Origin of the sequence: Candidatus Symbiopectobacterium sp. NZEC127 (assembly GCF_025962675.1) — a bacterium.
In the GTDB taxonomy this organism is placed as follows: Bacteria; Pseudomonadota; Gammaproteobacteria; order Enterobacterales; family Enterobacteriaceae; genus Symbiopectobacterium.
This window is the reverse complement of the sequence record NZ_JAGFPG010000001.1, coordinates 543,617-569,851: the sequence shown is the minus strand read 5'-3', so window position 1 is coordinate 569,851 and position 26,235 is coordinate 543,617. Positions and strand designations below refer to the sequence as shown.

Here is a 26,235-nt window from a genome sequence, read left to right as displayed (position 1 = left end):
CTCGCTGAATTGCCGCCTCGTTACGCCGCTCTGTTGCTACCCGAGGGCATCAACCTTGTGTAACCTGCGGTGCCACCCAAACCTGCTTGCCCATATCCCAATTAATCGCGATACGACCGTCGCCCGCAGCCAGCATCAACGGCTGGTTTACTTCGCGCTGAATAACCCGAATTTCGCCTCCGACGCGAATACCTAACTCCATTAAACGTTGGTGGTACTCACCGCTGAGACGAATTCGCGCAACCACGGCGCTGACATTGAGGGGAATATCAAGAAGAGTGTATAGACCTGGCGTCATAGTTGGGCTCTTAAAGAGAAACCGCTGAACCCGTGAGTGAATTCACGCGGTATAATTGCTGTAAATGCTCAGAAAACAAACAAAAGTAATAACGATTATCAATAATAAATGCACGGGTATAAGTCTACTTGATACATATCAAACAAAAATTAAATATCGCTCATTCCCTCTGCCGTGGCGGATAAAAGTCTCAGGAAACGCCAAAAAAAAGCCCCCTGTCAACCGCGAGGCTGACAGGGGGCTTTACTGCGTGAGATGAGATTACTTTACGCTGTGCGACAGATCGCTGGCGATATGCACCGTTTCTTCCAGATAGGCATCCGGAGCCTGATAATCCTTGGGTAAATCATCCAGGGATTTCAGCGGCTTTTTACCTTCGCGTTTGAAGCGTTCGTTAAGACGATTCAGGCGTAATGCTTCATCGTCGTTGTTCTCTTTTTCACGCTGCGCGTAATTAAGGGAAACGATATTACGTTTCTCTTTGTTGGCGTTGTAACGGGCAACATCCTGAATGATATATTGGAACTCAGGATCTTTGGCAACACGTGACTGGTGCTGCTCACTCAGTGCGCCAATGTAGGGTTTCAGATCCCCCAGTTTGCCGTAGCGTGCCGCATTGATGCTGTCCCAGACCAGGGCGTTGTCTTCAAATTTCTCACCGGTTTCAACCGCTTCAGTGCCAGTTGGCATCAAGATATCCGGCGTAACACCGCGCAACTGCGTGCTGCCGCCATCAATACGGTAGAACTTCTGAATGGTGTAGGAGACGGAGCCTAATCCCGGCCACGCCGGATGCAGCATCTGATCGTAGATACGGTTCAAAGAGCGATACTGTTGCACCGTGCCTTTACCGAAGGTCGGCTCACCCACAATCAACGCACGGCCATAATCTTGCATGGCAGCGGCGAAAATCTCTGAGGCCGACGCACTGAAACGGTCAACCAGCACCACCAGTGGGCCTTTGTAGTAGACCACGCCATCGGTGTCACTGTCTTCGCGCACCTTGCCATTGTTGTCACGAATTTGCACCACCGGGCCGCTGGGAATGAACAGACCGGAAAGCCCTACCGCTTCGGTCAGCGCACCGCCGCCGTTGCCACGCAGGTCGATGACAATGCTGCTCACATTCTGTTTTTCCAGCTTTTGCAGTTGCACTTTGACGTCATCCGTCAAGCCAACGTAAAAACTGGGAATGTCCAGCACACCGATGGTCTCTTTGCCCACGGTTTTGACCGACATTTTCACCGCGCGATCTTCCAAACGGATACGCTCACGGGTCAAGGTAACGGTTTTGGTTTTAGTGCCTTTGCCACCGGGCAAGATTTCAAGCCGCACCTTGCTGCCTTTGGGGCCTTTAATCAACGCCACCACGTCATCAAGCCGCCAGCCGATCACTTCCACCATCGGTTTGCCGTTTTGCCCAACGCCGACAATGCGATCGCCAACGGTGATGCTTTTACTTTTTGCCGCCGGGCCGCCCGCCACCATGGAGTTGATGACCGTGTAATCGTCATCCATCTGCAACACCGCGCCAATGCCTTCCAGAGAAAGGCTCATGTCGGTGTTGAACTGCTCCGTATTGCGCGGCGATAAATAGCTGGTGTGGGGATCCATTTCTCGCGCAAACGCATTCATCACCAGTTGGAAAACGTCTTCACTGTTGCTCTGCGCCAAACGACGAATGGCAAACTGATAACGCTTGGTGAGCGTCTCCTTGATCTCTTTGTCGTCTTTACCGGTGAGTTTTAACGTCAGCCAGTCAAATTTTACTTTGGCATCCCACAGGCGGTTCAGCTCACCAACATTTTGCGGCCACGGCGATTTGCTGCGATCCAGCTCGATGGTGTCTGTTCCGGTGAGATCAATGGGTTTTTCTAATACGGACAGGGCATATTGCAAGCGCTCGAAACGGCGTTTTTGCGCCAGATTGTAGAGCGCATAGGGCACGTCCAGTTTGCCGCCTTTCAGATCTTCGCCCAACTGCCCTTTTTGATTGGCAAATTCGGCGATATCGGAGGCCAACAGCACGTTATGGCTGTAGTCCAGCATATTGAGATAGCGGTTGAAAATTTTCTCGGAAAATTGCTCATCGAGCGCTATCTGCCGGTAGTGAGAGCGTAAGAAACGCAGTGTGATGCGATCGCTCTCGGTGGCATGCTGAAGTTCCTGGTGCAGTTGTGGGATCTGATCTGCACGCGTGATCATCTCACTGCGCGCAATCGCTTCACTGCGCGAAACGGGTGCTTCTTTGGCCACGCTCGCGCCTGCGAGCAATGCGGCGACAAGCACCGTCATTCGGATTAATGTGTTCATGCCCTGGTTGGCCCTCCGTATCAGAACTGCAAGTGTTCTGCGCGCACAATCATCGCCAGACCGGAAGCCAGTTGAACCCGAACTTCACCTTTGGCAATCTCAAGCACCGTAGCATCCATGGCGTCTTTACCCGCTCTGACTTTGATCTCTTGACCAATTTTCAGGGCAGTAATATCCGTCACGTTAACACGCTGCGGTTGCGGCGCACGCTCGGTAGCCGCTTTAGGCGGACGAGGTGCAGAAGCACGCGGCGCAGAGGTTCGAGGTTGACGCGGAGCGCTGTCGGCTGCGGGGCGCTCACGGCGCGGGGCCGGTTTACGCTGACGCGCAGGTTGATCGGTGGTTTCACCCGCTGCGCGACGTTTCGCCTGCTGTTCAGCTCGCTGCGCCTGAACGCGCGCTTTCGCTTCTTCCAACTGCTTGCGAGCGTGATCGACATGCTGCTGTTCCAGTTCACCGCACGGATTGCCATCCAAATCCACACGTTGCGCACCCAGCTTGATGCCGTACAGGTAACGCCAACTGGAGGTATAGAGGCGCAACGCAGAGCGCAATTGCGTTTTACTCACACTGTCAGTCTCTGACACACGAGTGACAAGATCCTGAAAAATACCGATTTTCAAAGGCCGCGTGTCACCTTCAGTGGTGAAACAAAGCGGAAACCGTTCTGCCAAAAAGGCAATGACATCTTTACTACTGTTCAACTTAGGTTGATTTTCCATGAAATTTCCTGATTACAACGGGTTTGCCAACCAGCGCAGGCATGAACAGGCGACATTATAATGACGCCATCAGCAATTGCTACGTTATCCTTCTCTCTGCGTGAGAGAATTGATAAAAATCAGCACATCGCTCTGTTGCAATTGTGCGCAGAGCACGGCGACCAGCGCGTTAAGACCTTCTTCGTCTTCCGCGTCAAAACGCGCATAGGACGTGCTATCAATATCCAGCACGCCAATCAGTTGCCCGTTCACCGAAAGCGGCAACACGATCTCGGCATTACTGGCGGCATCGCAGGCGATGTGACCAGGAAATGCATGCACATCATCGACACGTTGAATTTGGTTCTCCGCTATCGCGCGCCCACAAACGCCTTTGCCCGCAGGAATGCGCACGCAGGCCACTCGCCCTTGGAAGGGACCGAGAAACAGCGTGTCATCATCCAGAAGATAAAAACCCGCCCAATTAACGCCTTCCAGGCGCTCAAACAGAAGCGCACTGCTATTGGCCAAAATAGTGATAAAGCGGCGTTCACCCGTAATCAGAGCGGTAAGATCGCTGACAAGATCCCTATAAAATGATGGTTTGTTCATAAATAATAATTCAGTTGTTCCAAATATCCGAGTCCGTCGCCCCTAGCCTATTGACGCGAAGCGCATCGATAGCAAGGAGGCATCATCCCATGATTTCAATCACCCTGCCTGACAACATTGGCAACGTCTCCCCCAAGAGAAGAAGGATATACGCTTTTGCGTTTTTATTCACATAAACGTGACAGGATGAATTGAGACACACAGCACAGCATGCCACAACAACCTTCGCCTCGTCAGCGTATTGCGCACATTTCATTCCCTCCGACCTGACATCCCATTTTCCTGAAATCAGGCACACAGATTCAATTACCGTGCGCGCTCGGAAGTAGGCTATGATGCTGACGACCTTCACAGTGCAATCCGGCGTAATGAGAATATACAGCATAGTAGGTTCTGCCACGCACAGCGCTCCGCGCCCGCCCGTCACCCAGGCACGCGCTGTCGTTGCCTATGGACGCTATCACCGCTGCCATGGCTGCGACATGCTGTTCCTGCTTCCGGCAATGAACAAAGGGGAATATGCCACTTGTCCGCAATGTGCGACCCGCGTCGGCTCCGGGCGTGATTGGTCGATGACACGACTGGCCGCGATGGCCACGGCGATGCTGCTACTCATGCCTTTTGCCTATACGGCTCCCCTGCTCGATATCCGACTGCTGGGGGTGGCGATCAATGCCAGCCTGTTTGAAGGCATCTGGCAGATGACCAAGCAAGGACACCCGGTTACCGCCAGTATGGTGGCGTTCTGTACTGTCGGCGTGCCCGTTACGCTAATGGTTTCACTGCTTTATCTGTTTTTTGCCCCACGCATTGGCATGAATCTGCGGCCTATTCTGCTGTTACTGGAAAAATTGAAAGCCTGGATGATGCTGGACATTTATCTGGTCGGGCTGGCCGTTGCTGCCATCAAGATCCGCGAGTTTTCCGACATTCAGTTAGGCCACGGTATGGTGGCCTATTTAACCCTGACCCTGCTGAGTTTATTAACGCTGATTCACCTTAACCCGGATCAGCTCTGGCTGCGTTTCTATCCACGGCTGCATCCGGTGATCAACCCGGAACGTTATCGCCTGTGTCTGGCCTGCCATTTTACCAGCGCGCCGGACGCACGGGGTCGCTGCCCGCGTTGTCATACCCCGTTGCGAGCCCGCCGACGCCACAGCCTGCAAAAAGCCTGGGCGGCATTGATCAGCGCCATCGTACTTCTGGTGCCCGCCAACCTGCTGCCCATCTCGATTCTCTACGTCAATGGCGCGCGCAAAGAGGACACTATCCTGTCGGGCATTATCTCACTGGCAAACGGCAATGTTCCCGTCGCAACGGTGGTTTTTGTCGCCAGTATACTGGTGCCGTTCACCAAGGTTATTGTGCTTAGCCTCTTGCTGTTGAGCATACATCTGCGCACACAACGCGCTATCATGACGCGCATGCGCCTGTTACGTGCCATGATCTGGATTGGCCGCTGGTCAATGCTGGATCTGTTCGTCATCGCCTTAATGATGTCGCTGGTCAACCGCGACCAACTGTTGGCTTTTACCTTAGGCCCAGCGGCCTTTTATTTTGGTGCGGCCGTTATTTTGACCATTCTCGCTGCGGAATGGCTGGATAGCCGATTAATGTGGGATACCCATGGAACACGATTCAGCAACACCCGAGCCAACGCGAACCGCGATCAAGCATAAGCGTCGTATATCGCCGTTCTGGCTGCTGCCCTTTATTGCGCTGCTGATTGCCGGTTGGTTGCTCTACACCAACCAGCAAGAGCGCGGCACCACTGTCACCATTGATTTTATCTCTGCTGACGGCATCGTGGCTGGCAGAACCCCCGTTCGTTATCAAGGGGTTGAAATCGGGACGGTACAAAACATCTCGCTGAGCGAAGACCTGCGCACCATCCAGGTGGAAGCCAGCATTAAAAGCGACATGAAAGAGGCGTTACGCAGCGGGACACAGTTCTGGCTGGTAACCCCCAAAGCCTCATTAGCTGGCGTTTCCGGCCTTGACGCTCTGGTTGGCGGTAACTATATCGGTATGATGCCCGGTCCCGGCGAGCCGCAGGCGCACTTTTCTGCGCTGGATACCCAGCCGAAATACCGGGTTAACAGCGGGGAGTTGCTGGTCCATCTTCATGCTGATGACTTAGGGTCGCTCAACGCGGGCTCGCTGGTGTATTACCGCAAGATCCCGGTCGGGAAAGTGTACGACTACACTGTAACCCCCGATAATAAGGGCGTGACGGTCGATGTCCTGATTGAGCGCCGCTTTACCCATTTAATCAAGAAAGAGAGCCGCTTTTGGAATGTGTCCGGCATCAAGGCGGATATCAGCCCGGGCGGTGCCAAAGTGGAAATGCAAAGTCTGGCGGCGCTGGTCAATGGCGCCATCGCCTTTGATTCACCGGATGAGAGCGATAACGCCAGCGCGGAACAAGCTTATCGACTCTACCCTAATCTGGCCCAAAGCCAGCGCGGGGTGGCGATTACCTTGACGCTTCCTTCCGCCAATACGCTGAAAGCCGGGCAGACGCCGCTGCTGTATCAGGGGCTGGAAGTGGGCAGTGTGCAAAAACTGGTGCTGGATCCCAGCAACGGTAATGTCACCGGACAGCTGATTATCGATCCCTCTGTCGTATCGCTGATGCGGGAAGGCACGCGCATTGAGCTGACCAAACCACGTCTGACCTTGAACGATCTTAACCTCTCTCGCCTGCTCACCGGCCCAACGCTGACGTTAATTCCCGGCGACGGGGAGCCTCGTCAGACATTCCCGCTGATTGATGGCACGCAGGAATTACGTCCCGATACGCTCACCGTTCAGTTATCTGCCGCACAGAGCTATGGCATTGATGTCGGCCAACCCGTGCTGCTGCACGGCGTACAAATCGGACAGATCATTCAGCGCACGCTGACCGAAAAGGGCGTCACCTTCGATGCCACCATTGAACCCGAATATCGCGCACTGCTGCACAAAGACAGCACCTTTATCATCAACAGCCGGCTGAACGTCAAGCTGGGGCTGGAGGGTGTGCAAATGATCGGGGCCAGCCCGCAGGAGTGGCTCAGCGGCGGCGTGATGGTGTTACCCGGCACGCACGGGGAGCCGCTGGCTCGCTATACCCTGTTCAGCGATCGGGATAATGCGCAGGAGGGCATCAAAGGCAACACGCCCAGCCCGACCTTAACGCTGGTCACCGAGAGCCTGCCGGACATCCAGGAAGGCTCGATCGTGTTGTATCGCAAGTTTCAGGTCGGCGAAATCATGCGTATTCGCCCCGGTGCAGAAACGTTCGAAGTCCAGGTTTACCTGCATCCGGAATATCGCAAACTGCTGACCGAACGCAGCGTGTTCTGGGCCGAAGGCGGTGCGCGCGTGCAATTGAGCACCTCAGGGCTAACGGTTCAGGCAGCGCCGCTTAACCGGGCGATCAAAGGTGCCATCAGCTTCGATAACCTTGAAGGTGCCCCTGAAACCAAAGGTGGAAAGCGACTGCTGTATAACACCGAAACCGCTGCACGCGCCATTGGTAGCCGTATTGAACTGCGGACCTATGACGCCAGTTCGCTCTCTGCGGGCATGCCGATTCGTTACCTTGGTATTGAGATCGGGCGATTGGATTCCCTTAAATTGGCAGAGCAGCGCAACGATGTATTGGCGCAAGCGGTGCTCTACCCTGAATACGTTAACGCGTTTGCCCGCGCGGGTACGCGCTTCTCGGTGGTGACACCACAGATCTCGGCGGCCGGTGTCGATCATCTGGAAACCTTGCTCCAGCCCTACATTAACGTCGAGCCGGGCAACGGTGCGCAACAGCGTCAATTCGAGCTGCAACAGGCTACCATTTCCGATTCCCGTTATCAGGATGGACTGAATATCGTGGTGGATGCGCCGGAAGCCGGTGCGTTACAGGTGGGAACGCCGGTGCTGTTTCGCGGCGTTGAAGTGGGAACCGTCACTGGCCTGTCGCTGGGGCCGCTGTCCGACAGGGTGATGGTGGCACTGCGCATCAGTAAGCGACACCAGCATCTGGTGCGCAGCAACTCGGTATTCTGGCTGGCATCCGGCTACAATCTGGAATTCGGCTTGGGCGGCGGTTTGCTGAAAACCGGCACCTTCCAACAATTTATTCGCGGCGGCATCGCCTTTGCCACCCCGCCCGCTATCCCTTTAGCGCCGATTGCTACGCCCGGTAAGCATTTCCTGCTATTAGGGCAAGAACCTAAAGAGTGGCGCGAATGGGGCACCGCCATTCCTGAATAGCCTGCATTAATCCTGCCGTCGCCGGATAAGCGACGGCAGCCACGTGCCGTGTTACACTATCAGAATCTGATTCATATTTTCCTGCTATTGTAACGAGATATTACCACCGTGGTGAAACCCCTCTCTCCTTCTTTGCCCTCCGCGTTTCTCGAGGCAATTCAAGACATCATGCCCGCGCACTTGTCCCTTGATGAATTCATTGCTGCCTGCCAGCGCCCGTTAAGGCGCAGTCTGCGCGTCAACACGTTGAAGATTAGCGTGGATGACTTTTCGGCACTGGCGGCGGATTGGGGCTGGCAATTGGCGCCCATCCCTTGGTGTAAAGAAGGATTTTGGGTGGTCAGCCCTGATGAAACGCAGTTGCGATTGGGCAACACGGTGGGTCATTTGAGCGGACTGTTTTATTTGCAGGAATCCAGCTCAATGCTGCCGGTCAGCGCATTGTTTTACGCGCAGGAAACGTCCTTATTATCCCATGAGGCAACCCCCTCGCCATTGGTGCTGGATGTCGCCGCTGCGCCGGGTTCGAAAACCACACAAATTGCCGCACACCTGGGCAATAACGGCGGTATCGTCGCTAACGAATACTCAGCCAGCCGGGTCAAGGTGCTGCATGCCAACATCAGTCGCTGCGGGGTACACAATACCGCGCTGACGCACTTCGATGGCCGGGTGTTTGGCGCTGCCCTGCCTGAAATGTTCGACGCCATCCTGCTGGATGCCCCGTGTTCCGGCGAAGGGGTGGTGCGCAAAGACCCTGATGCAATGCGCCACTGGTCACCGGAAAGTACGACGGAGCTGGCGCAGACCCAAAAGGAACTGATCCTCAGCGCGTTTCATGCGTTAAAGCCCGGCGGCGTGCTGATTTACTCAACCTGTACGCTCAACGCACAGGAAAACCAGCAGGTGTGTCAGCATCTGCTTGATGCGTTCCCAGAAGCTTGCGCGATTGACGCCTTAGGTGACCTCTTTCCCGGCGCGCAAGATGCGCTCACCGAAGAAGGGTATCTTCACGTATTCCCGCAAATTTACGACAGTGAAGGCTTCTTTGTCGCGCGGTTGCGCAAAACCGCGGCCATCGCCCCGTTGCCCGCACCGCGTTTTAACGTGGGTAAGTTTCCCTTCACGCCATTAACCGGCAAAGACAGACAAGCGGTGACGCTTTCGGCCAATCAGGCAGGCCTGATCTGGGACCCAGAGCAGCAACAGCTCTGGCAGCGGGATAATGAGATCTGGCTGTTTCCCACCGCACTCAGTGCGCTGTTTGGCAAGATACGCTTCTCGCGCATCGGTCTCAAACTGGCGGAACGCTATGCCAAAGGTTTTCGCTGGCAACATGAGGCTATTGTTGCGCTGGCGGACACGCAGGCAGCGCACGCTTATGCACTCAGCGACGCACTGGCTTGTGAATGGTATCAGGGTCGCGACAGTTATCCAGACGATCTCCCCACTTGCGATGAAATGGTGCTTACCTATCAACACACGCCTGTCGGGTTAACCAAACGCATCGGCAGCCGTATAAAAAACAACCTTCCGCGCGAACTGGTGCGTGATGGAGCCTGCAACCAGCTCGTTAAACAGGGATAGTTGCCCCACCAGTGCCTCATTTTCATCTACACTCTCGCTAGGGCTACTGCCACTGTCTGGGAGGGTAAACGCCTATGTACGCACTGGTTGTCTTTATCTGTTATCTCGGTCAAGGCTGTGAAAATCTGGTCGTTGATGCCTATCTTAACGAAGCACAATGCCTGAGTGCGATGGATGAGCAGCATTTACGCCGTGGGGGATGTTTTCCGATAGAGGATTTTATCGACGGTTACTGGATCCCGGCCCATGAACGCGCCGAGTTTTGACGCGTATGCATAACAGGCATACGCGCCATGATACGGGCATCAAATGACAGCAAACGCCTGCTCCGTCATCCCTAATGACACGCCCGCAGCAACGATATTGGCCCACTCCTGATCGGACAGCGTTATCCCGTTAGCCTGACGCTGCGCGTAAGCAATACGTTCCGGTTCACCAGCAATCAGCACCGGCTGTTCAGCATCCGCCGCCGGGCAGGTGCGCACGTAATCCAGCATGGCGTCATACTCTTTTTGCAGCCAGTCCATCGATACCATCGCCGCCGGGTCGATAATAATCGTGGTCATGTTATTCATGATCGCCCCTTTGCGCTCGTTTTCCGGCTGAATAGTACCGCCACCGGAAAGCAGCCCCGCCAGCATCTCTGCCGCCAGCACCAGCCCCCCGCCTTTATGGCGCGCAATGGGTTTCAGCGCGCCCTGTTTTTCAGCTTCCCACATCACTTTGGGATCGTTGGTAGAAACGCCCTGACTATCAAGCATCACCTCTTCATCAAACGTCTTGCCAGCCAGATAGGCGACACGGGTTTTCCCCAACGCCACAATGCTGGTGGCAAAATCGAGCACAAACGGGGCGTTATGGTCGCTTTTGGGAAAGGCAATACAGATGGGGTTGGTGCCAAAACGCGCCTCACGGCCGCACCAGGGTGCCACAATCGGATCCAAATCGTTCACGTTGACAAAATGAATCGCCACCATCCCCGCCTCTGCCGCCATTTCACCGTAGGTACCAATCCGCCCGAGGTGGCACGTGGAAGCCAGCGTCATCAGGCACACGCCGGTGGTTTTTGCTCTGGCAATCGCCTGCTCCATCGCTTCTTTGCCAGTGCGCTGACCAAAGCCGCGATCGCCGATAAACTGCAATACCGCGCCACCGTCACGCAATAAACGCACCGGCGTATTCGGATGCATGATGCCTTTAGCGATAAACGCCACATAGTGCGGCAGCATTCCGACACCGTGACTATCATGGCCTTTGAGGTTGGCATTCACCAGATGATCGGAAACACAGCGTGCCTCATCAGCCTGTGAGCCTGCCTTTTGCAATAAAAGGCGCGTAACGTCTCGAAGCTGACGCTCGGAGATTAGCATAGGACAATTTCCTTGATTATTTCCCTTCCGACTTCAGATATCAGATTTTCTAATATCATGAAAAAGAGGGAGTTATATACCCTAAATAATTCGAGTTGCAGGAAGGCGGCAAGTGAGTGAATCCCGATGAGCTTACACAAGTAAGTGATTCGGGTGAGCGAACGCAGCCAACGCATCTGCAACTTGAAGTATGACGGGTATAGATGATTATTGTGTTTGCCTCATTATCCTACCGCTGAAAGCGCAGGGATTAAATGCCTCATCGCGCCTGGCGCACTATTGCGTTAATCAAGATCAAAACCATGGTCTAGTGTTAGCAGCACGATTCGCGCCCTCAGCCCCGTGCCTGACTGCGCTATAATAGGAAGAGTACGCCGTGATCATTCAAGGATCGCCATGAACTACTGCGCTGTAATACCTCTATCGCTCCTGCTGTTGCTTACCGCGGGTTGCTCCTCGCCACAAGGCATGAACTGTCAGGGTGAAGTGAAAACGCTGCCGGGTCATCCGATTGGCATGACTTCTGCCGTGATTGTCGATAACACCGTGGCGTTTAGCGTGTTGATGTCCAAACAACGCATTGAAAGCGGTCTGTTACACTCGGCTGACAGCTCACGCTATGTGCCTTCTGCTGTCACCAAAGAAGGCTATCTGGCACAGCGCCTTTCCGGTAACCGATTCTGCATTATCGATCCGCAAAAAAACGAGTACACCATTTACCAATGCCAATAACCGCAAACGGCGGTGATGGCATCGCTCCTCTTCTCGTAGAATTCTGTAATGTCTGGTAAGACGTATCCAGATATTTACCAAGCGTTAAAAAATCGAAAATCCGCCTTAGCCCTATTCCGCTTTGTATGACCGCCACGCAAAATCCCTCCGTCTACTGAGAGGTGAATCATGAAAAAAATGCTCTGCGTATTAATGGCGATTGTCATCACCACATCCTTAAGCGGATGCATATGGCCAGGTCCCGGTGGCGGACATGGCGGCGGTGGCCCAATGCAAGGGCCGATGGGTCCGGGTGGCGGTGGAGGCGGCCCCGGCTATGGCGGGCACGGTGGGCGCGGATAGTTGATAGGATGAACCTCCGGGCGCTTTGCCGCCCTGAGGTGAAAGATCTATAATTTTGCCGCAGCGCGTTGCGTTGCTTGCCTGCGTTTTTCAATAAACGCGGCCTGCTTGAGACGCACCGCCTGAAGCAGCTCTGGCGCAGCCGATCGCGGAGAACCCGAATTGAATGGCGGCGCGGGATCGTACTCCAGTTGTAACTGAATCTCCTGCGCAACCGCCTCGCCGTACAGCCCTGCCACCACGGTTAGTGCGAAATCGATCCCAGAGGTCACGCCAGCACCACTGATACGGTTGCCGTCGTGCACGACACGCGCCTCAACCGGTTGAGCCCCCAGCAGCGCCAATTGATCGAGCGAGCCCCAGTGGGTGGTTGCCTTATAGCCTTGCAGTAAACCCGCAGCCCCCAACACCAGCGATCCGGTGCAGACCGAGGTAACCAGTTTTACTTCCTTCGCTTTTTGACGCAGAAAGTTTAGCACCTCATCATCTTCCATCAGATCAATCTGTCCCGGCCCACCCGGCACACAAATCACATCTAACGCCGGACATTCCTCAAGGGTGACGGTAGGCAGGATAGCCAGACCGCGATCGGAGGTCACCGGTGCAATCTGTTTCCAGATCAAGTGCACCTGAGCACCCGGCGCACGCACCAATACTTCGTAAGGCCCAGTCAAATCTAATTGGGTTACACCGGGAAAAAGGAGAAAACCTATGGAAAGTACAGGAGAATCAGCCATGACAACGTCCTCTGTGATTAGGTGATGTTGCTTAGCATGCGCAGGTTTTTATCGGGGATTCAATCAGAATATCAACGAGAACAGCCATGCCGATGGTATCCATGACTCGACTTCACCGCGCGCAGCCCTTATGATCGCGTTCAGATTCATTTATGTAACTCGCTGATTAACGATAGGTAATTTTGCCACGTTATCGGCTTAGCACAGAGATACCACGATGAAAAAGATCATTTTAGCGCTTACCCTTGCCACGCTTGGCACCGATGCCGTTGCCGCCGCCCAGTTGGTGACGTTAAGCCGTCAGCAATATGGCGAGCGTTGGGCGTTCACTCGTGAAGAGGTCCAGTTGATTTGCCGCTCTGGTAAGGCTGTTTTTGCGTTAAACACCGGAACGCTGATGCAATATCCGCTTAACGCGGCTGCACAGGCCCAGATGAAAAATGGCCAGGTGAATGCGCAACCGATTGATGTCATCTGGCTGGACGACCCCGATGCACCGGGCAAGAAGAAAGATTTACAGCCTTTCATCGAACGCGGTGAACAACTTTGTGTCGCTGGGTGATTTAAAAACTGACCACATTTCAGCCACATGTTAATGCATGGATAATATTACGTTACCCAGCGGTGTGAAAGCTGTTCCAGTTATGAAACGAACTCCGCTGCAACACTGGTAATCAGTGAGAAGTTGGCTACGCTTTAAAGTGCAAGGCTGATTCAGCTTGCACAAATGCCAACTTTTAGCGCAAGGCTCTCTCCCAAGAGCCATTTCCCTAGACCGAATACAGGAATCGTATTCGGTCTTTTTTTGGTTCTCATTTAAATACAATGAGTTAGATTTAAATCAAGCACTTATTCTCTATTCAGTTCTACCCCATATCACCCTTTTACACTCTCTGCCGCCATTTTGTCGCCACTGACTTTAGCTAACGGGTTTAGGTGGATCGCGTCTTCCAAGTGGTCGGGAGCAAAATGGGCGTAGCGCATGGTAATGCGGATATCTGAATGACCCAGAATGCGCTGCAATACGATGATGTTGCCGCCGTTCATCATAAAATGGCTGGCGAACGTGTGGCGTAACACATGGGTCATTTGCCCTTCAGGCAAATCAATACCGGCCAACCTTATCACCCGATAGAACTGCTTATAACAGGGTTCAAATGGCTTGCCCTCGCGTTCGATTAACTCTTGATAAAGTGACTGTGAAATGGGGACTGTCCGATTCTTTTTACCTTTGGTATTGATGAAGGTAATTTTATAAGGTGAGAGTTGAGAAGCCTTGAGTTTTGCTACTTCATTCCAGCGCGCCCCGGTCGAAAGACACACCCGAACAATGAGCATTAGTTCTTCATTGCCATGTTTAATACAAGCAGCCAAAAGGCGTGTAATTTGCTGCGGCGTCAGCCAGGCCATTTCACGTTCTGGTTGGTCAAACTCGCGGATATTCTCTAATGGGTTGGGTAAGCTCCACTCCCCTAGCCTTTTTAGCTCATTAAATACAGCGCGTAAAAACGCATGTTCACAGTTGATTGTACCGGTTGAGACTTTTCGCGTTTCCAGACTGGTGCTATAGCCGTTATCTATTGCTCCTTGCAATCGCAAATCCCGGTAATGTGCCCAATCTTTTGCTGTCAAGGTTACCGCAACGGGATCACCTAACCCGCCGCATATAATTTTCAATTTACCTAAGCGACCCTTTTTATCATTAAGCGAGCAGCCATGGAGCTTGTACCAGAGATCGATCAACTCACTAAGTTTCCTGCGGTCTTCCTGCTCTCCTAACCAAGGTTTTGCCTTGGCCTGTTTCTCCATGTACTGCTCATAGGCTACCGCCTCTCCTTTGGTGGTGAACTGCTTTCTAACGCGCTTGCCGTCCCGACCATTAGGGTAATACTCAAATAACCATTTTCCTGTAGGGAGTTTCCTGATACTCATTGCTCGAATCCAAAACAAATACATACAACATAACTGTACATTTAAACAGTATAAATGTTTATTCGTCATAAATTCAAACAAGTGGAATATGAAAAACCCACCGGGTGGTGGGAAAATAGAGTGAAGCGCAGCGAAACAACTATATCCAGAGCGTACCCTGATTTGAGCGGGTAGGATGTGGCGGCACAGGTTTTACATCTCCCGGCGTCATAATCATATCGGCGATGGTCTCCAGTGACTTAAACGTGCAGCCGCAATTGATGTTGGTGCACTGGTGATAGCGTTCTTTGGTTTTGGTGCTCAGGTAACGGCTGGATCTGGCATGTGCTGCATGCAGGCACAATGGGCAGTGCATCATAATGTTGTCACCTCAATAGGGCATTCAGTGGTTATTATTCTATCATCGAGTTTGCATTTGAAAATAAAAATTCGAAATTGAATCTACTCTTCAACTTCTAACTCAGCATCAGACAACAACACTTCCAGCTCTAACTGCGTGGTATAGCCGCCATTGCTGAGGGCATGCGTCACTTTTGATATTGTCCACGGCTGCTCATCGATCACCTGCTTAAAGCCGCTAACCTGAACCGGGGTTTCCGGGAACAGGTCAGCGCGTCCCATCGCCAGTGCAATAGAGAACTCAGCGACACCGCGCTGTAATTTGTCCCATTTCGCCTGCGCGGCTCGCATGGCTTGTGCCTTGGTGGAAAATACCGTGGTCAGTGCCAGCACATTTTCATCCGTGCCGACCATATAATCTCCCTCACGGGCTTCCGGCACCTTTTTAGCTTTTTTGGCTTTAGGGTGCGTCTTTTCTGGTTGTGGCCCCTGATGCAGCAACACCTTTTTTTGGCGTTTTACCTTCACCGTTTTAGGCTTCGCAGGCTTTGGTTCTTTGGTGTGCAGCCAGCTTGCCGTCACCCCTGTATAAGCTCCCCGGTCAGCCAGGCTAAAACTGTGACGATCGCCGTCACTGCGTTCAATTACCTGTTGCGGGATGGGTTTACCGCTGGCCGTCTTTCCCGTTCCGGGGCGGATAAACAGCAAACGCCCGGCTTTGATGGCGGCAATCGCGCCGTTGCGCTCGGCCAGCCGGGTAATAAATACCGCATCGGTTTCCTGCGTCTGGTCGATATGCGGGATTTTTATCCCGGCGAACCCGTCGGCCAGCATCGGCACAAGGTTATTACGCGTTGCCACCTGCGCCACAATTGCCCCCAGCGTGGTGTCGTGGTACGACAATTCCCGGCGCGAGTTAAGCGACCCGCGAAAATCCGCGCTGCGCGCCCGGATAGTCACTGTGTCCGGTGCGCCCCGGTGTTCGATTTCGTCCACGGTAAAATCGCCTTTGCCGATCAGCGCTTCTCCCTGCCAGCCTAAAAACACCGACAACACCGCGCCCCGTCGGGGTAACTGTACCTGCCCGTCGCTGTCGTCCAGCTCGATATCGAGTTGGTCGGCCTCAAAGCCCCGGTTGTCGGTCAGGTTCAGCGATAGCAGGCGTGGGCTAATGATGGTGGTAATGTCCTGCTCATTCAGGCGCAGCAGGTAAGCGGGGGCGGTCTTACTGCCTGCACGCACAGTTAACGGGTTAATCATGCGAATAATCCCCCGATGGTGGATTGTGCCTTATTGGCAAGGGCTCCGGCGCTGCCGATCAAGCCCTCAGCCTGTTGGCGTAAATCGCCCAGCATGGCCGACAGCGACGAGTCTACGCGGGTCAGCATCACGGTAAATTCAATGCGCCGGGCGCGCCCATCGGGGAAAAAGTCGGTTTTTGTCTGGCTGATACTGTTCACCACAAACACACCGTAAATGGTGCCGCTGCCCTCAATCAGCGGCCATGCGCGCCCTTGATCGGCCATGGTTTCCAGCATCAATAATGACAGCGTACCGCCGGTGATTTCCGGCAACAGTTCGCCCGACAGGGTAATTTTTTCCTCTTCAATGCCTAAGAACTGCAACGCCGGGCGCTGGCCGACGCGGCTGTTTGACGGCCAACGGTATTCCACGTTGCGCTGCATGTTCTGGTAAGGCAGGGTCTGGAGCTGGAACACAAACAGCCCGAGCGTGAGCATCATGATCAACCTCCCTGATAACTGTATTGACTGAATGCGCGCGATCGCGCCGAGCGTTCCCGCTGCTCAAGCTGGCGCGCCACTTCCTGTGCAATGTCCTGCTCGCTCTGGCCGGGCTGCGCCACAATACTGATCGGCGCATGAATGCTGACGGGGGATGGCGCGGCGCTGGCCTGAGCCGTGGGCGCTATCGGGCGATAAGCTGACATATTCATCGTTGCGGACGCCATAGCGGCAGTATCCTGACGAGGGGGAACGTTGGCCGACGCTGTCACGCCTTGCTGGGTGCCTCCGCCGCTGTATCGGGCGGCAATCGCTCTTGCGTCATTGCCTTGCGGGGCAGGCGCGTTGATAACCCCCGCGTTTAAGGCTGCGGCCTCTTGCGGCGGCATGAGCTTATCCGCGCCCGGCAGGTTTTTCGATTTCTCATCAACCAGCCCGAGCTTTTCCAGCAGCCACGACACACCGGATCGCAACGAGTCCAGTGGATGCATCACGGCATTGAGCCCGTTAGCCAGCGTTTCACCAAAGCGTTTCCCCACGCTGGCTGCACCGTCCAGCTCGGCAGCGGTCGATTTCACCGGGGCCAGCAAATCACCGAACCAGCCAAACAGGGCTTTTACCTTGTCGCCTATCCATGTAAAGGCCGGTTGCAGCGGTTCAAAAGCCGCAATAATCGGCGCACTGGCGGCAACAAATCCCTCAACCACGCCGCCAATAAAGGCTTTGATAGGCTCCCAGTATTTCCAGATAAGCACTGCACCGCTGACCATTGCCGCAACAGCCAGCCCGACCGGGGATAACAGCACACCTAACGCGCTGCCGATAAACATGATCCCGGTGCGCAACAGCGACAAGGGCGAGGTCACTAACCCCATGAGTACCCGGCCAAAGCCTGACAATGCGCCTTGGATAACGGCTAACGGATTGCTGACCGCCGCGAATACGGACGTTAACCCCGACATGCCCGCGCGTAACAGCATCAGCGGCGATTTTGCCAGCCACGTAAAAACACCGCCGAGCCGCTGTAATCCCCCATTCAGTGAGGTCACGCCCTGCGTTCCGGCAAACCTGAATCCGGCATTCAGCAATCCCGCCCCGGCAACCAGCGCATTAACCCCGCTTAACACCGGCCATGCAACCAGACCGATCCCGCCGAGCACCGTGATTAACGCGGTTGCTGCCCCACCGAGCATGACAATCTGCCGTGTCAGTACAGGGTTAGCCGTCACCCATTCATTCACCCGGTTAAGCCATGCCGTCGCACTTTGCGTGAGCTTACGCAATGCCCCGCCGTCGTCATTGAACAGGTTAAAACGCAGGCCAGCCATTGCGCCTTGCAGCCGCCCGATATCCCCTTGCAGATTATCGCGCAGGGTATCGCCCATGCGGTCAGCCGCCCCGGAAACGTCACCCAGCTTGTCTTTGGTTCCGGCCAGTGCCGACAGGAATTTAGGTATCTGGTCTATCGACAGGTCTTCAATCGGTGTACCAAACAGCGCAATCGCCGCGTTGGCCCGTTCTGCCGGATCTTTGATTTTCAGCAGACCCTGTGCGGTTTTCTGCATGGCGGCACGCGCTTTATCGCCACCGCTGGCAATGGCGGTAGACATTTTGGCGGCATTGAGCCCGGCGGCGTCATAGGCTTCAATGCTTGACTTGGACATGTCCGAGCCGCGAATGCTGAATTCCTTCACCGCATCGCCGGTCTTGTCCAGCGCAAATTTGCCCTGCTGTGCCATCTCCAATAACAGCGTCATCGCTTCCGAGCCGCTGAATCCCATATTGCGAAAGTGGGTCGAATACTCGTGCAGGATCTCCGGCAGTTCGCCGCGCATCTGTGCGGAGACGCGCTGCATCCCGGACACCATCAAATCAAACGCCTCATCGCTGTTTTTGGCGAGGCCGTTTTTCATCATGATGGCCGCTATCTGGATACTTTCGGCGGCGTCGCCACCGAGTGCCGCCTGCATATCCAGCGCTTTACGCGATATGCGGGTCAGTTCGGTTTCGCCCACATTCCCCAGCGCGCCCAATGTGCTGCGCACCGCGGCGACTGCCTCCGCGATTTGATTGAGATCGCCACTGACGCCAGCGGCGTTAATCTCTTTGATAACGCGGGTGTACTGTTCGCCGTCGGCGCTGTTCCCGCCCGTCTGCGCGGCGATGCGTGCGCCTTGCCCGTTGGCCTCAACGGCGGGAGCAATCAGGCGGCTTTCGGCATACAACGCCGCCGAGCCGAGACCAAACGCCGCCGCGCCGCCGTTGCGTACCCCGGCGGTGATGGCTTTGCCTTTCTCGTAGCGCTGACTGACCGCGTTCAGCTTTTCCTGTTGCTTTCTGACGCGCGCAAGGGCGGCACGCTGCTGATCCAGCGTGGCGGTGGTTTGGGAAATATCGTTGCGTAATTTACGCTCATGGCCGGACAGGCTGCGCGTGCTGATACCCGCCTGTTGCAACGCTTCGCGCTGACGCTGTAGCGACTGGCGCAGCTCACCGTATTCGGTTTTGAGCGTGGCCGCCTGACGTTTCGCATTCGCCAGCGCCTTTACCTGTTGTTTGGTGGGATTTTCGCTGTTGCGCAGTTCCGCCGACAGGGCTGCGGCTTTGGCCTGCGCCTGTTTGAGTGCCGCCCCGGTTTCGCTTAACTGGCTTTTGGCTTTACGAAAGCCCTCAATGCGCCCGGCCTGCGCGTTCAGGGTTTTAAGCTGGCCCTGTGAGTCGCGGATATCCCCCGACAGTTTTTTACTGGCGGTTTGCACCGCCTTAAACGGTCGGGTGGCATTATCCACCGCCTTGAGCAAAACACTGAGCTGTAGATTATTACTCATTGGCATGTCCGCTGCGTTTCAGCGCTTTGTCGCGCCATAGAATCAATTCGGTAAGGCTCATCGCGTACATTTCTGAGGGCGGCCAGTGAAAGATCACCGCAATATCCGCCATCAGGTCATCGACGGTCAGGCTTCGAAGGAGGTTTCCTGCGTCGATTTCGGCGTCAAAAAACCGATCACCTTGCCCGCGATGGCAATCATGTCCGGCAGTTCCATGCGGGTGATTTCGGCCTCGGTCAGTGCCGGCACCGTCATACGCGGCAGCACTTTAATCATCGCGTCGACGTCTGAGTTTGCTACCGCTGCCAGACTCACACCACGCAGGGTGCCGGTGTTGGGTTTAATCAGCGTGACCGTTTCGATCAGGGTGTCACCGCGTTTAATTGGGATTTCCAGCGTTACAACGTTGTCGTGTTGATTCATGATAATTCTCTGTGTTCAGGGTGAAGAAAGACGGCCAGCACCGTGCTGGCCGCACAGGGTTACACCAGACCAATCGCCCGGCGGTGTTGCTCCAGACGATCAACGCCATTAACACGTTCAATCATGTTGATGATGTCAATCTCGATCATCTCTTTGCCGTCCACGGTCAGCTTGTAATAGGTGCATGGGGTCGAAATCTTGGTTTCGGTGTCTTCCCCCGGCTTACTCTCGCCGCCGTCGATTTCTTTGTGACGCCCACGCGTTACCACTTCGACCGCAACGATCTCCCCGGTGTCATCGCGCTGGTAAGACCCGGTAAAGCGCAGCATGACTGCATCGGCACCCGGCGCGGCGTACTGGCTCCACAGGGTTTCATCAGCCAGACCGCCCAGCGTAAACTCCATGGCTAACGCATCATCATCCAGCCCGAAATCAATCGGCGCGGCACCGTTCATGCCGCCGCCGCGATAGTTCTCCAGCTTGCGCGTCAGCTTTGGCAGCGTGACGGCGGTGGCTATCCCCATGTAGCTCATCCCGTCATTGAACAGGTTCATAAATTTAAGTTTGCGAGGCAGTGCCATAGCGTTGCGGCTCCTTAGCTGTTAACTGACGCGGACAGGTTCACCAGATATTTGTCGGTGATGCGCTGGCGCAGGGTGAGATTTTCCAGAGGGGGGACGGGGGTATAGTCATAATCGATATACAGTTTCCCGGCCTTGAGGGTTTCTTTATCGTTGGCGCTTTCGTCATACCAGCAATCGGCATCAATGATGTAACCGTTGCTTTTCAGTTCGCGGAACTTGGCCTTGATGCCATCGATAATGTCGCGGATAAGCGTCGCGGTCATCGGCTTGTCGTTGGCCCACATGTGCGCGTCTGCCATGGTGTCGGCAATCACCTGCGCGGTGCGGGTGTAGTTCTCAAACAGGAACAGCGGATCGTCAGAGCAAGTGCGGTTGCCCCAAAAGCGGAAACCGTCTTTGCGTACCAGCGTGGTGACGCCCGCCTGATTCAGCAAATCCGCATCGGTGCCGGGTGTCTGCAAATCCCAAAACACCGAGGCGCTGATCCCCGTCACGCCATTGACCCCGACGTTAGACAGGGTCTTATGCCAGCCGGTCTCTTGGTCAATCTTGGCGCGCAACCCTAACGCACGGGCGGTAGCGTAAGCCGTGGTGCTGGCGTTCGCGGTGGTATCCCATGCGATAAAGTCCGGCCAGATAACCATCAGTTCACGCTGGCTGAAATTGTCGCGGTAGTTGATGGCGTCCGACAGAGTTTTACAGCCCCATGCGCTGACATAACCAAAGGCACGCAGCGACTGACAGATGGAGGCTAACGCCGTGGCAGCGGGTAACGAATCCAGTCCCGGCAGACCGAGAATGCGCGGCTTAACCCCCGTCACCGCCTGTGCATCTAACAAGGCTTTCATCCCGGTGTATTTGCCGTTTTCGTCGCTGCCGCCGATCACATTGCTGAGGGTTTCGGCCTCATCTTCCTCCTCGGCCACGCGCACCACGACGGTAACGGGTTTGGACTGGTCAGCAATCGCCGACAGGGCAGCGGCCAGCGTGCCTTTTTTTCCGGCTTTGCCGACAGCCGACAGAACATTGGTGATCAATACCGGGGTATTGAGTGGAAAGGTTGCCGCGTCGGCATCCGGTGCGGTGCACACCATACCGATAATCGCGGTGGATACCGTGGAAATAACGCGCGTGCCGTCGTTGACCTCAACAACCTGCACGCCGTGGTGGTAATCACTCATAAATTCAGGCTCCAGCAAATGGCAACATTGCCGTGTTGGGAGCCGTTATTGTCTGGTGCCACCCGGTAACAGGCGAGTCATTCTGGTATGTTGGGAACTGACACAACAGAGAAGGGAAGAAAAAACCCACCGTATAGGTGGGGTATTCGCTTCAAAAAGGTGATTACTCCGGCGCTTTAGGCCAGTCGATATCTGGGGTTGCGCTGACATCAATACGGTTCAATATTACCCGATAGGTTTTCCATTTCGTTAACGCCGCTTTCTCTTCATCCGTCGCCATATCCAGATCAACCGCATCGCTCAGCGTTTGAATACGGGCATTTGCCACGGTAAGTCGTGAGGTTAACGCCTGTTGTGCCGCCTGCTGCGCAGCTTGTAATTCTGCTGCCTGCTGGGCTTTTGCATCTGTCACCCATCGCTTACCGTTCCAGCCATCAAATTCGGTTGCCGGTTCAAGTAGCGTAAATCCTTCCATCAATTCACCGATAGTGGTGATAAGCGAGGGCTCGCGCGTCTCTATGCTGTAAACCATCTGACCGCGATGATCTGGCACGAACTCCCATGACTTGCCATTTGCCGCACGACGTAGTGCTTGCCCCGCTGCGGGTAACTCTGGTTCATCGGGATAACTGTATGCGGGTAGCCCCACGCCAAACATGAGATATTCCATGCTGGCGCTTTGGTATTCACCGGTGTCTTGATTGACATGATAGACAGTGATCCATCCGGCCTTTTTGCTGAGTCCGTTTTCGCCTAATTCGGCAGTTTCAATAGTGGTGGAATAGTTGCTCATTATGCTGCTCTCACAATGTAGTTAAAGGCGATGTTGCGCGGACGATTTTCGTTTGCGGTGGGGACAACTTTTGATGCATCGAAGGTATACTGGCACCCAACAGACCCAAGATTATTATTAGATAGGATATTGCCCTCTAATCGGGTAAATGCGCCTTCCCCCACCGACGATGTAGTGCCCTCTGCCCAAGCCAAGCCATTATTTGCAAACTTTCCGGTGATGTTTCTAATGGCATCCCCCTGAGCTGACAGCAACGTTCGCCCCGTATCAACCCCGCGTCCATCATCAAACCCCCGAATAAACTCGGCCCGCAGATCCGGCAGTACACCGGATGGATACACTAGCGCAAGCTGTGGATAGGTAGCTTTATTGAATGTTTGTCCATTGCATTTCAACCAGCCCGTAGGTGCTGTGGATAAGGGATAGGGAACAGGGGTACCAACAAGGAGATCGAGCGGCAAGGTGATATTGGTTGAGCCATCAAAGGCTACACCATTAATCGTGCGCGCCGATGCCAGTTTGTTGGCGGTGGCAGCAGTACCCGATACCGGCAACGCCCCCACATCAGTAGCGCCCAACGTGATATCTGCCGTTAGCGGCTTGCCGTTCACCTTGCGTCCGGCGGGCACTCGGCCCTCAGCATTGGTGTTAGCACTGGCCGCAGCCGTCGCGGCATTATTGGCGGCTGTGGTTGCTGCGCTGACTTTGGTGTCGGTTTCCGCCTTGGTATAGGCACCGACATCAGCCGCGCCCAGCGTGATATCTGCACTCAGCGGCTTGCCGTTCACCTTACGCGCCAAGGGCACACGGCTTTCAGCATTGGTGTTGGCGTTGCTCGCCGCCGTTGCGGCATTACTGGCAGCGGTGGTTGCTGCGCTGACTTTGGTGTCGGTTTCTGCCTTGGTATAGGCTCCTACATCTCCGGCACCCAGCGTGATATCGGCGCTCAGCGGCTTGCCGTTCACCTTGCGCGTCAATGGCACACGGCTTTCAGCATTGGTGTTGGCGTTGCTCGCCGCCGTTGCGGCATTACTGGCAGCGGTCGTAGCGGCGCTGACTTTAGTGTCGGTTTCCGCCTTGGTATAGGCACCGACATCAGCAGCACCCAGCGTGATATCTGCACTCAGCGGCTTGCCGTTCACCTTGCGAACCAATGGCACACGGCTTTCAGCATTAGTGTTGGCGCTGGCCGCAGCGGTGGCGGCATTACTGGCGGCGGTAGTCGCTGCGCTGACTTTGGTGTCGGTTTCCGCCTTGGTGTACGCGCCCACATCCCCGGCACCCAGCGCGATATCTGCCGACAGCGCTTTACCGTTTACCGTGCGGCCAGACGGCACGCGCCCATTGGCATTATCGTTTGCCGCTTTCACGGCTTTGGGCGTGGCGGCCAGCGTTTCGCTGGCGCTGTCGGTGGCACTGCTCAGTTGCACCAGACCTTTTTCTTTCAACGTGGCATCCGGGTGTTTACGGCTTTTTTCGTGCACCTCAATCGCTTCATCCACATAACCGCGCGTTGCCAGCACCACCGCCGGATCGATTTTCAGCGTGACCGCATCGGTACTGCTGACAATCAAAATCATGCGCACGGTTTGAATGCGGCCGCTGCCTTCCTGCAATTGCGGCTTGTAAGTTTCCGGACAGTTAGCAATCGCGATCAGGTTGTTGTCATCGTCAAACAGACCGATTTCACGTATCCACCAACCGCCCTCATTTTCGGGAATAACCTGCTCGGCAATAATCTGGCTGGGGTTCTTTGGATCAATCAGCAGGTTATTGAGTGCCGCCCGGCGTTTTTCATTCACCAGCTTGGTTTGTGCCGGGTTAGGGGTGGGCAAGGCTCCGCCACCATCCCCCACCGCCATTCTGGTGATGTTCAGACGGCTACCTAACGCGGTGGCGTTAGCTAACTTGGCCGCGCCAATGGTGGTCAACAGGGCAAAATAGGTTGCGCTCATGCGGTTACACTCATGTTGTCAATGAAATGAATACTGGCCCCGAGAACATCCAGACCGGACACGGTGAGGGTTTCGGGAAAATAGGGGTACACCGTCAGATCATCGCCAGCGTAGACCGTGGCAGACACATACGCCGCGCCTTGTGTGTCTAACGTGATATTGAGGCCCAACAGGTGACGGCTTGCGGGTTTCGCGTCGGCGATCAGCCGCTCAAGCTCGTAAAAAGTTTCCTCGGTAATGCCGCTGTCCTGCACACCGATATCGAGCCGAAAGGTGCCAGGCTCTCCGCCGCTCTGCCACCATTCAATGATGCGGATCAGATAACCAAACGGCTCCACCACACGACGCAGCGCGCCAATGGTGCCTTTGTGACGATGGATAAAGAACGCATCACGGATCACCTGCCGTTTCACGCTCTCCGGCCATGCCACATCCCAGCGGTCGACGGAGAACGCCCACGCCAGATAGGGCAACAGGTGAACCGGGCAGGTATCCGGGTTCCACAGCAGACGCAGGGGAACCGGTACGCGGACGATCTCGGCGCAGGCAGTGGCGGCGGCGACCTCAAGCGCGGACGAGCCCACAGGCAACAGGCGGGTATCACTCATCGGCACCGCCCACCCCTAATTGATAGCGGGAACAGTAAGACGCCTGCGCCTCATTCAGTACGATATCGGCGGCGGGTTTCGTCAGCTCAACCCGTTGCACGCCCTCGACGTGCAGCGCGGCGTAAATGGCTGAGCGACGAATATCCCGCCCTAATCGGTGCTGCGCGCTGATATAGGTTTTCAGCTTCTGCTCGGCGGCAGCGCGTACCGGCTCTGCTTCCGGCCCCGGATACAGGTACAGCGTGGCGTCAATCTCATAAAGCACAATCTCAGCGGATTGCACTGTCACCCGGTCAGCCACCGGGCGCACGTCCTCAGCGTTCAGGGCAGCGTCGACGATGGCGACCAGTTCGGTACTGGCGCTGCCGTCCCCCTCGCGTGACAGTACCGACACAGTGACGCAGGCCGGGCTGGGGCTGATAACCGAGACATCGGCGACGCGCCCGTCGGCGCTGCGTCCGTGGTACTGGTAGGCACCCACTGGCCCGGCCACGCTTAACCCTTCAAAAGCTTGCTGGATACGCAACCGAAAATCGCTGTCGGACTCCAGCAGCGCAGGTGTCGGCGGCAAGGTCGAATCGTCAGCCGGGGTGATCACCAGACGGGTAACGCTAAAATCAGCGCCGAGTTGGTCGAGATCGTCCCCCTGCGCAAACGCCACCATCACCGCGCGCGCCGCTTCATTGACGCGCTGCCGCCACAGCAGTTCACGATAGGCGTTTTCCTGTAACAGCTTGACCAGTGGCTCCGATTCCAGCGTCAGCGTGCGCGCAACGGCGGCGCGCTCCTCTTCCGGGTAGAGCGACAGCAGCACCGCTTTGCGCTCGAGGTAAATCGTCTCGTAGTCCAGTGCTTCCACCACGTCAGGGGCGGGAAGCTGGCTTAAATCAATCGTCGCCAT

The 26,235-nt window shown here is 55.2% G+C and carries 26 protein-coding genes; 7 read left to right on the top strand and 19 right to left on the bottom strand.

Features of this window, described 5'->3' with window-relative positions; translation table 11 throughout:
- Positions 1-49: 49 nt before the first annotated feature.
- From J5069_RS02620 to J5069_RS02605, 4 genes are all read right to left on the bottom strand, one after another.
- A complete protein-coding gene (locus tag J5069_RS02620; protein WP_264642385.1) occupies positions 50-298 on the bottom strand; it encodes a FeoA family protein in 249 nt (82 codons plus the stop codon).
- A gap of 261 nt (positions 299-559) precedes the next feature.
- A complete protein-coding gene (gene prc, locus J5069_RS02615) occupies positions 560-2,611 on the bottom strand; it encodes a carboxy terminal-processing peptidase (protein ID WP_264642384.1) in 2,052 nt (683 codons plus the stop codon).
- Positions 2,612-2,631: 20 nt separating this feature from the next.
- Positions 2,632-3,333 (bottom strand): RNA chaperone ProQ, encoded by a 702-nt coding sequence (proQ, locus tag J5069_RS02610; protein ID WP_264642383.1) that lies wholly within the window; start codon positions 3,331-3,333, stop codon positions 2,632-2,634.
- A gap of 84 nt (positions 3,334-3,417) precedes the next feature.
- Positions 3,418-3,924 (bottom strand): GAF domain-containing protein, encoded by a 507-nt coding sequence (locus J5069_RS02605; protein ID WP_264642382.1) that lies wholly within the window; start codon positions 3,922-3,924, stop codon positions 3,418-3,420.
- A 368-nt stretch (positions 3,925-4,292) separates the two neighbouring features.
- Between J5069_RS02605 and yebS the strand changes: the two genes are divergently transcribed.
- From yebS to J5069_RS02585, 4 genes are all read left to right on the top strand, one after another.
- On the top strand, positions 4,293-5,606 hold the full coding sequence (gene yebS, locus J5069_RS02600) for a membrane integrity lipid transport subunit YebS (RefSeq protein ID WP_264643705.1): 1,314 nt from the start codon (positions 4,293-4,295) through the stop codon (positions 5,604-5,606).
- Positions 5,554-8,181 carry a PqiB family protein gene (locus tag J5069_RS02595; protein WP_264642381.1) on the top strand — a complete coding sequence of 876 codons (2,628 nt, stop codon included), beginning with the start codon at positions 5,554-5,556 and terminating at the stop codon, positions 8,179-8,181. Before yebS ends, J5069_RS02595 begins: the two co-directional genes overlap by 53 nt.
- A 108-nt stretch (positions 8,182-8,289) precedes the next feature.
- Positions 8,290-9,768, top strand: coding sequence for a 16S rRNA (cytosine(1407)-C(5))-methyltransferase RsmF (gene rsmF, locus J5069_RS02590; RefSeq protein WP_264642380.1), 1,479 nt, complete (start codon positions 8,290-8,292; stop codon positions 9,766-9,768).
- Between the two features lie 74 nt (positions 9,769-9,842).
- A complete protein-coding gene (locus tag J5069_RS02585; RefSeq protein WP_264642379.1) occupies positions 9,843-10,034 on the top strand; it encodes a YebW family protein in 192 nt (63 codons plus the stop codon).
- A 39-nt stretch (positions 10,035-10,073) separates the two neighbouring features.
- Here the strand turns inward: J5069_RS02585 and J5069_RS02580 are convergent, their stop codons facing one another.
- Positions 10,074-11,138, bottom strand: a complete 1,065-nt coding sequence (locus tag J5069_RS02580; protein ID WP_264642378.1) for a malate/lactate/ureidoglycolate dehydrogenase — start codon at positions 11,136-11,138, stop codon at positions 10,074-10,076.
- Positions 11,139-11,534: 396 nt separating this feature from the next.
- Between J5069_RS02580 and J5069_RS02575 the strand changes: the two genes are divergently transcribed.
- Positions 11,535-11,870: a hypothetical protein gene (locus J5069_RS02575; RefSeq protein ID WP_264642377.1), complete on the top strand. Its 336-nt coding sequence runs from the start codon at positions 11,535-11,537 to the stop codon at positions 11,868-11,870.
- A 168-nt stretch (positions 11,871-12,038) separates the two neighbouring features.
- Positions 12,039-12,212, top strand: coding sequence for a hypothetical protein (locus J5069_RS02570; protein ID WP_222160882.1), 174 nt, complete (start codon positions 12,039-12,041; stop codon positions 12,210-12,212).
- A gap of 47 nt (positions 12,213-12,259) precedes the next feature.
- Here the strand turns inward: J5069_RS02570 and J5069_RS02565 are convergent, their stop codons facing one another.
- Positions 12,260-12,949, bottom strand: a complete 690-nt coding sequence (locus J5069_RS02565) for a DJ-1/PfpI family protein (protein WP_264642376.1) — start codon at positions 12,947-12,949, stop codon at positions 12,260-12,262.
- Between the two features lie 217 nt (positions 12,950-13,166).
- On the opposite strand from J5069_RS02565, the gene J5069_RS02560 reads away from it, so the two are divergent.
- Positions 13,167-13,511: a YebY family protein gene (locus J5069_RS02560; RefSeq protein ID WP_264642375.1), complete on the top strand. Its 345-nt coding sequence runs from the start codon at positions 13,167-13,169 to the stop codon at positions 13,509-13,511.
- A 314-nt stretch (positions 13,512-13,825) separates the two neighbouring features.
- On the opposite strand, the gene J5069_RS02555 is transcribed toward J5069_RS02560, so the two are convergent.
- From J5069_RS02555 to J5069_RS02495, 13 genes are all read right to left on the bottom strand, one after another.
- Positions 13,826-14,881, bottom strand: coding sequence for a tyrosine-type recombinase/integrase (locus J5069_RS02555; protein WP_264642374.1), 1,056 nt, complete (start codon positions 14,879-14,881; stop codon positions 13,826-13,828).
- Positions 14,882-15,020: 139 nt separating this feature from the next.
- Positions 15,021-15,239, bottom strand: coding sequence for a DNA-binding transcriptional regulator (locus tag J5069_RS02550; RefSeq protein WP_264642373.1), 219 nt, complete (start codon positions 15,237-15,239; stop codon positions 15,021-15,023).
- A gap of 83 nt (positions 15,240-15,322) precedes the next feature.
- A complete protein-coding gene (locus tag J5069_RS02545; protein WP_264642372.1) occupies positions 15,323-16,480 on the bottom strand; it encodes a phage late control D family protein in 1,158 nt (385 codons plus the stop codon).
- The gene (locus J5069_RS02540) at positions 16,477-16,962 is read right to left on the bottom strand and encodes a phage tail protein (RefSeq protein WP_264642371.1); all 486 of its coding nucleotides are present in this window, start codon (positions 16,960-16,962) and stop codon (positions 16,477-16,479) included. The genes J5069_RS02545 and J5069_RS02540 overlap by 4 nt, the downstream gene beginning before the upstream one ends.
- 2 nt (positions 16,963-16,964) lie before the next feature.
- Positions 16,965-19,790 (bottom strand): phage tail tape measure protein, encoded by a 2,826-nt coding sequence (locus J5069_RS02535; RefSeq protein ID WP_264642370.1) that lies wholly within the window; start codon positions 19,788-19,790, stop codon positions 16,965-16,967.
- Entirely contained in the window at positions 19,783-19,902 is a 120-nt protein-coding gene (locus J5069_RS02530) for a GpE family phage tail protein (protein WP_264642369.1), read from the bottom strand. Before J5069_RS02530 ends, J5069_RS02535 begins: the two co-directional genes overlap by 8 nt.
- 14 nt (positions 19,903-19,916) lie before the next feature.
- Positions 19,917-20,213, bottom strand: a complete 297-nt coding sequence (locus J5069_RS02525; protein WP_264642368.1) for a phage tail assembly protein — start codon at positions 20,211-20,213, stop codon at positions 19,917-19,919.
- Positions 20,214-20,272: 59 nt separating this feature from the next.
- The gene (locus tag J5069_RS02520; protein WP_264642367.1) at positions 20,273-20,794 is read right to left on the bottom strand and encodes a phage major tail tube protein; all 522 of its coding nucleotides are present in this window, start codon (positions 20,792-20,794) and stop codon (positions 20,273-20,275) included.
- Between the two features lie 14 nt (positions 20,795-20,808).
- On the bottom strand, positions 20,809-21,978 hold the full coding sequence (locus tag J5069_RS02515) for a phage tail sheath protein (protein ID WP_264642366.1): 1,170 nt from the start codon (positions 21,976-21,978) through the stop codon (positions 20,809-20,811).
- A gap of 163 nt (positions 21,979-22,141) precedes the next feature.
- On the bottom strand, positions 22,142-22,771 hold the full coding sequence (locus J5069_RS02510) for a tail fiber assembly protein (protein ID WP_264642365.1): 630 nt from the start codon (positions 22,769-22,771) through the stop codon (positions 22,142-22,144).
- Positions 22,771-24,726, bottom strand: a complete 1,956-nt coding sequence (locus J5069_RS02505) for a phage tail protein (protein ID WP_264642364.1) — start codon at positions 24,724-24,726, stop codon at positions 22,771-22,773. The genes J5069_RS02510 and J5069_RS02505 overlap by 1 nt, the downstream gene beginning before the upstream one ends.
- Entirely contained in the window at positions 24,723-25,334 is a 612-nt protein-coding gene (locus tag J5069_RS02500; protein ID WP_264642363.1) for a phage tail protein I, read from the bottom strand. Before J5069_RS02500 ends, J5069_RS02505 begins: the two co-directional genes overlap by 4 nt.
- Complete coding sequence (locus tag J5069_RS02495; RefSeq protein WP_264642362.1) at positions 25,327-26,235, bottom strand: baseplate assembly protein; 909 nt, start codon at positions 26,233-26,235, stop codon at positions 25,327-25,329. The genes J5069_RS02500 and J5069_RS02495 overlap by 8 nt, the downstream gene beginning before the upstream one ends.